Source organism: Kitasatospora sp. NPDC059571, from assembly GCF_042735675.1.
GTDB lineage: Bacteria > Actinomycetota > Actinomycetes > Streptomycetales > Streptomycetaceae > Kitasatospora.
The window spans coordinates 1-2,318 of the sequence record NZ_JBHWBW010000735.1 but is presented as its reverse complement, the minus strand read 5'-3'; the positions used below and the strand labels follow the sequence as shown (position 1 = coordinate 2,318).

The 2,318-nt window shown below is 74.5% G+C and carries 2 protein-coding genes; both read left to right on the top strand.

Annotation, left to right across the window (positions count from 1 at the left end; translation table 11 throughout):
• Positions 1–112 precede the first annotated feature (112 nt).
• Complete coding sequence (locus ACFV0G_RS38450) at positions 113–1,120, top strand: NADP-dependent oxidoreductase (protein ID WP_380558247.1); 1,008 nt, start codon at positions 113–115, stop codon at positions 1,118–1,120.
• Positions 1,121–1,176: 56 nt separating this feature from the next.
• Complete coding sequence (locus ACFV0G_RS38445; RefSeq protein ID WP_380558250.1) at positions 1,177–2,292, top strand: lactate 2-monooxygenase; 1,116 nt, start codon at positions 1,177–1,179, stop codon at positions 2,290–2,292.
• Positions 2,293–2,318: the final 26 nt, after the last annotated feature.

The window sequence follows — 2,318 nt, the reverse complement described above, 5'->3', positions numbered from 1 at the left end:
GCCCGGCGGCGCGGCCCGAGGAGCCCCTCGACTCTGACTAAGCGCTTGCTTAGACTCTGCCGGGAGCCCTGCCGCATCGGCGCGGCACGGCCGCCCGCGCCAGGAGGCCGCCATGCCCGGAACCAACCGCCAGATCCGCCTCGCCGCCCGCCCCGTGGGCGAGGTCAAGCCCGAGGACTGGGAGCACGCCGAGGCCGAGCGGGCCGAGCCGGGCGACGGCGAGTTCGCCGGCCGCACCCGCTTCATCTCGCTCGACCCCGCGATGCGCGGCTGGCTGGACGACCGCCCCTCCTACCTGCCGCCGGTCGGGCTCGGCGAGGTGATGCGGGCCGGCAGCGTGGTGGAGGTGACCGCCTCGAACCACCCCCGCTTCCAGGTCGGCGACCTGGTGGTCGGCACCTTCGGCGTGCAGGAGCAGGTCGTCTCCGACGGCCGCGGCGTGCTGCGGATCGACCCGTCGCTCGCCGCCCCGTCCACCTACCTCGGCGCCCTCGGCATGCCCGGCATGACCGCGTACTTCGGCCTGCTGGAGGTCGGCGCGCTCAAGGAGGGCGAGACGGTCGTGGTCTCCGGCGCGGCCGGCGCGGTGGGCAGCCTGGTCGGCCAGATCGCCAAGGTGAAGGGCTGCCGGGTCATCGGCATCGCCGGCGGACCGGACAAGTGCGCCCTGCTGACCGACGAGCTCGGCTTCGACGCCGCGATCGACTACCGCTCCGAGGACGTCCGCAAGGCGCTGCGCGAGCACTGCCCGGACGGCATCGACGTCTACTTCGACAACGTGGGCGGCGACATCCTGGACGCCGCGCTGGCCCGCCTCGCGATGCACGCCCGGGTGGTCATCTGCGGCGCGATCAGCCAGTACAACGCCGAGTCCAAGGTCGCCGGCCCGTCCAACTACCTCTCCCTGCTGGTCCGCCGGGCCCGGATGGAGGGCTTCGTGGTGTTCGACTACGCCGCCCGCTACAAGGAGGCCGCCGCCGAGCTCGCGGGCTGGATCGCCGAGGGCCGGATCACCGTCAAGGAGCACCTGGTGCGCGGCACGGTGGACGACTTCCCGGCCACCCTGCAGATGCTGTTCCGCGGCGAGAACGTCGGCAAGCTCGTGCTGGAGCTGGTGTGAGCGCGCCGCCGCCGCGCGACTGGGCCTCGTTCCAGTTCGAGATCTACCTGAACGGCATGACCGGCGCGGTGCCGCGGCTGCCCGCCGACCTGACCCGGCTGGAGCAGCTGGCCGAGCAGCGGCTCGGGCCGGGGCCGGTCGGCTACGTCGCGGGCAGTGCCGGCAGCGGCAGCACCGAGCGGGCCAACCGGCAGGCGCTGGACGCCCACCGGATCGTGCCGCGGATGCTGCGCGACGTCAGCAGCCGCGACCTGCGCACCGAGGTGTTCGGCACCACCCTGCCGGCCCCGCTGGCGCTGGCCCCGGTCGGGGTGCTGTCGATCATGCACCCGGACGCCGAGCCGGCCGCGGCCCGGGCGGCCGCCGCCGAGGGCGTGCCGTTCATCCTCTCCTCGGCCTCCAGCACCCCGATGGAGCAGGTCGCCGAGGCGATGGGCGACGGCGAGCGCTGGTTCCAGCTGTACTGGGCCCGGGACCGCGAGGTGACCCGTTCCTTCCTGGCCCGGGCGCGGGCCGCCGGGTACACCGCCCTGTTCGTCACCCTCGACACCCCGCTGCTGGCCTGGCGCCCGCGCGACCTCGACCAGGCGTACCTGCCGTTCCTGCACGGCGTGGGCACCGCGAACTACTTCACCGACCCGGCGTTCCTGGCCGGGCTGGCCAAGCCCGTCCACGAGGACCCGAACGCCGCGGTGCTGCACTTCGCGGGCATGTTCGCCGACCCGGCCAAGACCTGGCCCGACCTCGCCTTCCTGCGGGAGAACTGGGACGGCCCGATCGTGCTCAAGGGCGTCCTGCACCCGGACGACGCCCGGATGGCCGCCGACGCGGGCATGGACGGCGTGGTGGTCTCCAACCACGGCGGCCGGCAGGTGAACGGCTCGATCGGCGCCGCGCAGGCGCTGCCCGGGATCGCGGACGCAGTCGGCGACCGGCTGACCGTGCTCTTCGACAGCGGTATCCGCACCGGTGACGACGTGTTCAAGGCGCTGGCCCTGGGCGCGCGGGCGGTGCTGCTCGGCCGCCCCTACGCCTACGGGCTCGGGCTGGACGGCGAGGCCGGGGTGCGCCACGTGATCCGGTCGCTGCTGGCCGAGTTCGACCTGACGCTGGCCCTGTCCGGGCACCGGACCCCGGACGGCCCGGACCGCTCGGCGCTGGCCCCGGCGTGACGGGAGGGGGCGCCGGGGTGATCCGG